The sequence below is a fragment of the Mycolicibacter sinensis genome (assembly GCF_001667375.1).
Classification (GTDB): domain Bacteria; phylum Actinomycetota; class Actinomycetes; order Mycobacteriales; family Mycobacteriaceae; genus Mycobacterium; species Mycobacterium sinense_A.
In genome coordinates, this window is record NZ_LZIN01000073.1 from 134,349 (window position 1) to 140,348 (window position 6,000).

Consider the following 6,000-nt stretch of genomic DNA (forward strand, 5'->3'; position numbering starts at 1 on the left):
GAGACGGTACCTCGCCGCGCCGGGCGCCCGCCCGTTCAGCGGCGGGTCAGCTCCCGGCGGCCGGTCCGACACCGACCGGCCGGGCCCGCTCGAGGCGAGCTTTCACCTCGAAAGCCATCCGCTTTCCGGCCACCCGGCGGCGGTGGATCAGCTTCGGCAGGTTCATCCGGGCCAGCTGGCGGCCGGTCACGCCGGTGGGCTCGGCGTGCAGGAAATAGTGCAGCAGGACCCCGTCGAGCATCGGGTCCAGCCAGATCTCCATGGTTCCGGTCAGCGGCCCGCTCACCGTCCATCGAACGCCCTTGTCGGCGCGATCCTCGACCACCTGGAGTTGCAGGTCCGGCCACCACCGCCGCCAGCTCGACCGGTCCGCGACCACGGCGCCGACCTGATCGCCGGGTGCGGCGATGAACGTCTGGTCGGCCACCTGGATACTGTTCATCGCTTCAGCTTCACATATGACGCCCGCGCGCGAAACGCAGCGGGTGCGCAGCTGCCCGGCAGTGAACACCGTCACACCGGTCATCGGGCGGCTATTAGGCTGGGCACACAGACAGCAGGTTGCCAAGAGAGGTCATCGTATGCGTGAGTTCAGTGTTCCCGCGCCGTTCACCGTCGAGGAGCACGACAACGTCGCCGCAGTAGTCTTCGAACACGAGCGCGACAATCCCGACTACGTCATCTTTCAGCGCCTGGTCGACGGGGCCTGGACGGACGTCACCTGCGCCACCGCCGCCACGCATATCCGCTCGGCGGCACTGGGTCTGATCGCCCAGGGCGTAGCGGCCGGCGACCGGGTGGTGATCTTCTCGGCGACGCGTTACGAGTGGGCCATCCTGGACTTCGCGATCCTGTCGATCGGCGCGGTGACCGTGCCGATCTACGAGACGTCGTCGGCAGAGCAGGTGCGCTGGGTGATGGAGGACTCCAGCGCGGTGCTCGCGTTCGCCGAAACCGACTCCCACGCCCAGATGATCAACGAACTCGCCGGTGACCTGCCCGCCCTGCGGCGGGTGCTGACCATCGACGGATCCGGGCCCAAGGCCCTGGACGAACTCGCCGAAGCCGCCGCCGGCCAGGACCCGGCGCAGGTCACCGCACGCCTCGACGCCCTGAAGGTCACCGACCCGGCGACGCTGATCTACACCTCGGGCACCACCGGGCGCCCCAAGGGCTGCGAACTCACCCACTCCAACCTGATCTACGAGGTGCGCGGCACCAAGGCCGCACTGCCGACCCTGCTGGGACCCGGCCAGCGCCTGCTGATCTTCCTGCCGCTGGCGCACGTGCTGGCCCGCGCCCTGACCCTGGCGGCCTTCACCAACCGGGTCACGGTGGGGTTCACCAGCGACATCAAGAATCTGGTGCCGATGTTCTCGGTGTTCAAGCCGACCGTGGTGGTGTCGGTGCCGCGGGTGTTCGAGAAGGTCTACAACACCGCGGCTCAGAACGCGGCCAACGACGGCAAGGGCCGGATCTTCGAGATGGCCGCCCAGACCGCGGTGGACTGGAGCGAGGCCACCGACCGCGGCGGTCCCGGGCTGCTGCTGCGCGCCAAGCACGCGCTCTTCGACAAGCTGGTCTACCACAAGCTGCGCGCGGCGCTGGGCGGTGACTGTCGCGCCTCGGTGTCCGGCGGTGCGCCGCTGGGCGAACGGCTGGGCCACTTCTACCGGGGCGTCGGACTGTCCATCTACGAGGGCTATGGCCTGACCGAGACCACCGCCGCCGTCACCGTCAACCCGGTCGGTGGCATGAAGGTCGGGACCGTCGGAAAACTGGTGCCCGGCAACAGCATGCGCATCGCCGACGACGGTGAGTTGCTGGTGCGCGGTGGTGTGGTGTTCGGCGGGTACTGGCGCAACGAGCAGGCCACCGCCGAGGCGTTCTCCGACGGCTGGTTCAAGACCGGCGACCTGGCCGACATCGACGCCGAGGGCTATCTGAAGATCACCGGCCGCAAGAAGGAGATCATCGTCACCGCCGGCGGCAAGAACGTCGCTCCGGCGGTGCTCGAGGACCAGCTGCGCGCCCACCCACTGATCAGCCAGGCGATGGTGGTCGGCGACGCCAAGCCGTTCATCGGCGCGCTGATCACCATCGACCCGGAAGCCATCGAGGGCTGGAAACAGCGCAACAGCAAGTCCAGCACCGCCACCGCCGCGGACCTGGTCACCGACCCGGATCTGATGGCCGAGGTGGATGCGGCCGTCAAGCAGGCCAACCTGGCGGTGTCGCACGCCGAGTCGATCCGCAAGTTCTCGATCCTGCCGGTCGACTTCACCGAGGCCACCGGTGAGCTGACGCCGACGATGAAGGTCAAGCGCAAGGTGGTCGCCGAGAAGTTCGCCGATGCGATCGAGGCGATCTACGCCAAGGACTAGCCCGGCGGTTCAGGCCTGCAACAGGTCGGCCATGCGTCCGGCCAGCGTGTCCCAGCGCCAGTGACCGGTCACCCAGTCGCGTCCCGCGGCGCCCATCGCGGCGGCCCGGTCGGGGTCGGCAAGCAGTTCGCTGACCGCGTCACCGATCTGCACGACGGACCGGCCGTCGACGACCCGCCCGGTCCGCTTGTCCAGCACGGTTTCCGGTGCACCGCCCGAGCGACCGGCGACCACCGGGACACCGGCCGCCGACGCCTCCAGGAACACGATGCCCAGCCCCTCGACGTCGAGCCCGGCACCGCGGGTGCGGCACGGCATCGCGAAGACGTCGCCGAGCAGGTAGTAGGCCGGCAGCTCGGCGGCCGGTACCCCGCCGGTGAAGGTCACCGCATCGGCCACCTCGTGTTGGGCGGCCAGCTGGTGCAGGGTCTCGGCGTAGGGGCCGCCGCCGACGATCACCAACGCCGCCCCCGGCACCCGCTGCCGAATCGCCGGTAACGCCCGGATCAGCATGTCCTGGCCTTTGCGCGGCACTAGCCGCGACACGCACACCACCGTGGGCCGCTCACCCAGCCCGTGCCGCAGCCGCAGTTCGGCCCGCGCTGCCGGGTCGGGCCGGAACCGGTCGGTGTCCACCCCGGGCGGAAGGTGTTCCAGCGCCGCATCGGGCCCGAACGCCGAGGAGAACCTGCCGCGGGTGTAGTGGCTGACGAAGGTGACCGTGTCGCAGGTCTGGCCGATCCGACGCAGCACCGAGCGGGCCACCGGCAGCATCGACCAGCCGACCTCGTGGCCGTGGGTGCTGGCCAGCACCCGGGTGGCGCCGGCGGTGCGCGCCCGCTGCGCCAGCAGCGCCAGCGGGGCGGCCGCGCCGAACCAGACGGTGTCGATGGCCTGGTCGGAGATGAGCCGGCGCATCCGGTGGTCGACGGCCCGGCCCGGCAACATCAGCGTGCCCGGATGCCGCACCACCTGGTAGCCGGCGGATGTCGCCGCCTCGTCGAATGCCTCGGCGCCCTTCCACTGCGGGGCATACACCGTCACGTCGTGGCGTCCCGAGTCGGCGATGTGGCGCACCAGCTCTTCCAGATAGCACTGGATGCCGCCGGGACGCGGCGGGAAATCGTTGGTAACCAGCAGGACCCGGCTCACTGCAGGGATGCTAGCTTCGCCACTGCCGTCACCCGGCGAGCAGGTCGGCTAGATCCACGCCGAGCACCAGCGGCACGGCCACGGACGGGTCCACATGCCCGGGACCGCAGGCGGACGCATAAAGCTCGCGCAGCTTGGCGGCGCCGAACCGGGCGGCGACGAACCGGGCGAACTCCCACGCCCGGTCATAAGCCTGGGCCCGGCGCTGGCCCGGGGCGTCCAGGTCGGCATCTGAAGGCAGGGCGACCGGAGGCACCGGCGCGCGGGCCGAATCCGGGGCGGGGCGGGCGACGAAATCCGCCACCCCCTCGGTGAGCCAGCGCGGAGCATCCAGGGCGGTGTCGGCTCGGGCCGCGAAGTGGAAAAGCTCGTGGGTCAACACGATTCGCAGCGCCGGCGTGCTCATCGCGTCCGCGCCGGGGGCGAACACGATCCGCTGGCCGCTCACCTGCCGGCGTTCGGGATCGACCCGGTCTGCCACCGCGACCGCGGCGACGTCCGACCACTGTTCGACATCGGTCCCGGGTGCCCCGTTTGCCAGGGCGGCGAACTGCCGATCCGAGCCGGTAGCCGTCACGTCGATGCGGTGCGCCCAGTCGGTGCCCCAGAACGCCTCAACCGCCTCGACGGCGTCGCCGATGTTGGCCTCGACGCGGGCCAGCAGTGCCTGACCGCGCGGGCCACCGTGATTCTCCACGACGACTCTGCGGTGATCACCCACGATCAACGGCGCGTCAGTCGCGGGCCGGGCCGCGAGGGCCAGCACCGCCGCGGCGGCGATCAGCTCGGCCGCCAGCAGCGCAGCCAGCGGCCTGCGGATCCGGCGACGCTCAGTAACGGCGGGCGTTGTGGATCGGGCCGGAGGAGGTCATCGGCACCACCCGGACCGGCTGACCGTAGGTCGACGAGTGAATCATCATGCCGTCGCCGACGTAGATCCCGGAATGGGAGGCATCCGAGTAGAAGGTCAGCACGTCGCCGGGCTGCAGGTCCGAGAGCGCCACCGGCTGACCGCCGTTGGCCTGCGCCTGGCTGGAGTGCGGCAGATTGATGCCGGCCTGGTTGAACGCCCACATCACCAGCCCCGAGCAGTCGAACCCGCCCGGTGCGGCCCCGCCCCACACGTAGGGCGTCCCGACCTGGGTCAACGCGGCCTGCACGGCGGTCGCTGCTCCGCCTCCCGGGCCACCGGGCGCGTCGGGGGCCGGGAAGCCGGGCAGCTGGAATCCGGGGAACGCGGGGGCCGGCGGCGCGCCCTCGGGAGCGGGCGGCTCCCCCGGTGCGCCTTCGGGGACCGGCCCCGGCTCGGCCATCGCGGTGCGCTGCTGCGGTGTCAGCGCGTAGTACTGCGACTTGACTACCGAGATCTGCAGCTGCAGGCGGCTCTGCTTGGCCTGCAGTTCGGCGCGCACCGCGGCGGCCTGCTCGGCCGCGGTCCGGGCGTCCTCGGCGGACTTAGCGGAGGCCTGCTCGGCCGCATCGGCCTGGTCACTGGCGACCCGGTAGCGGTCCATCTGCACCGACAGATCCCTGGCCACCACCCGCTGCACGGCGAGCTTGTCGATCAGCTGCTGGGGCGACTCGGCGGTCAGAATGGCGTCCATGCCGCCGACTCGGCCGCCCATGTAAGTGGTGGCGGCGAATCGGTTGACCGCCGACCGGTAGCCGGACAGCTGTTGCCGTGCGGTGTCGAGCGCGGCCTGGTCCTGGGCGTGCGCGGCGTCGGCGGCCTGTTGCTCGGCGAGCTTCTGGTCGAGGTTGAGCTGCGCGGTGTGCATCGCCTCGGTGGTCTGCTCAGCCTGCCGGGACAGCTCGCTGAGCTTCGCCAACGCGTCGTCAGCCGGGTCGGCGTACACGCTGCCGGCAAAGGTGCCGGTCAGGGCCATGACGGCGGCCACCAGGCCAGCCGCAACGCCGAGAGCAGGACGCCTAAAAGCACGCAGATTCCACCGCATACGTTCGAGCTTCAAGATTGCATCCTTTAACACTGCCATGGGGGGGACGTGGCCGTGCCGCCGAAACTAAGATCTCGAATAGGTTACGAAACAGCAACGGCGTTGTCCATCGCGCGCCGCAACGTTAACAGCCTGGATTGTGAAAACTCTAAGGCGACGCGCCGCGAATCAGGCCACCCCCGACCGCCGTCCCGGCCCCCGTTCTCCGCGGATCGGCACCAGCCGCAACCGCGGCGCCATCCCGGCTTCGGCGAGCACGTCGAGGGCCGCCCGCTCGTCCTCGAACAGCTCGTTCGGTACGCCCAACAGCACGCTGACCACACAGTCTCCGCAGGCGGGCCCGCGGACCGCGCAGTCGTCACAGTCGATGATCACCGGTTCCGGATCAGCCCGGTGCGCATCGCGGCGGTCCGATGTCTCTCCCATGACGATTCCTTAAGTTCGTAGTTGCAGTTACTTCGTGTTGTTACGTTGTGCTGTGACCCGGGTGGGTCGGGTGAGGCTGCATG

At 70.2% G+C, this 6,000-nt stretch carries 6 protein-coding genes; 1 reads left to right on the forward strand and 5 read right to left on the reverse strand.

Annotated elements, in window-relative coordinates; translation table 11 throughout:
* Positions 1 to 46: 46 nt before the first annotated feature.
* The gene (locus tag A5771_RS14915) at positions 47 to 442 is read right to left on the reverse strand and encodes an SRPBCC family protein (protein WP_064855995.1); all 396 of its coding nucleotides are present in this window, start codon (positions 440 to 442) and stop codon (positions 47 to 49) included.
* 139 nt (positions 443 to 581) lie between these two features.
* Between A5771_RS14915 and A5771_RS14920 the strand changes: the two genes are divergently transcribed.
* Positions 582 to 2,384, forward strand: coding sequence for an AMP-dependent synthetase/ligase (locus tag A5771_RS14920; protein WP_064855970.1), 1,803 nt, complete (start codon positions 582 to 584; stop codon positions 2,382 to 2,384).
* A gap of 9 nt (positions 2,385 to 2,393) precedes the next feature.
* On the opposite strand, the gene A5771_RS14925 is transcribed toward A5771_RS14920, so the two are convergent.
* From A5771_RS14925 to A5771_RS14940, 4 genes are all read right to left on the reverse strand, one after another.
* Positions 2,394 to 3,536 (reverse strand): glycosyltransferase family 4 protein, encoded by a 1,143-nt coding sequence (locus tag A5771_RS14925; RefSeq protein ID WP_064855971.1) that lies wholly within the window; start codon positions 3,534 to 3,536, stop codon positions 2,394 to 2,396.
* A gap of 28 nt (positions 3,537 to 3,564) precedes the next feature.
* Entirely contained in the window at positions 3,565 to 4,335 is a 771-nt protein-coding gene (locus A5771_RS14930) for a hypothetical protein (protein WP_428844413.1), read from the reverse strand.
* A gap of 31 nt (positions 4,336 to 4,366) precedes the next feature.
* Complete coding sequence (ripC, locus tag A5771_RS14935) at positions 4,367 to 5,491, reverse strand: peptidoglycan hydrolase RipC (RefSeq protein WP_109401146.1); 1,125 nt, start codon at positions 5,489 to 5,491, stop codon at positions 4,367 to 4,369.
* Positions 5,492 to 5,659: 168 nt separating this feature from the next.
* Positions 5,660 to 5,917, reverse strand: a complete 258-nt coding sequence (locus tag A5771_RS14940) for a hypothetical protein (RefSeq protein WP_064855973.1) — start codon at positions 5,915 to 5,917, stop codon at positions 5,660 to 5,662.
* Positions 5,918 to 6,000 lie beyond the last annotated feature (83 nt).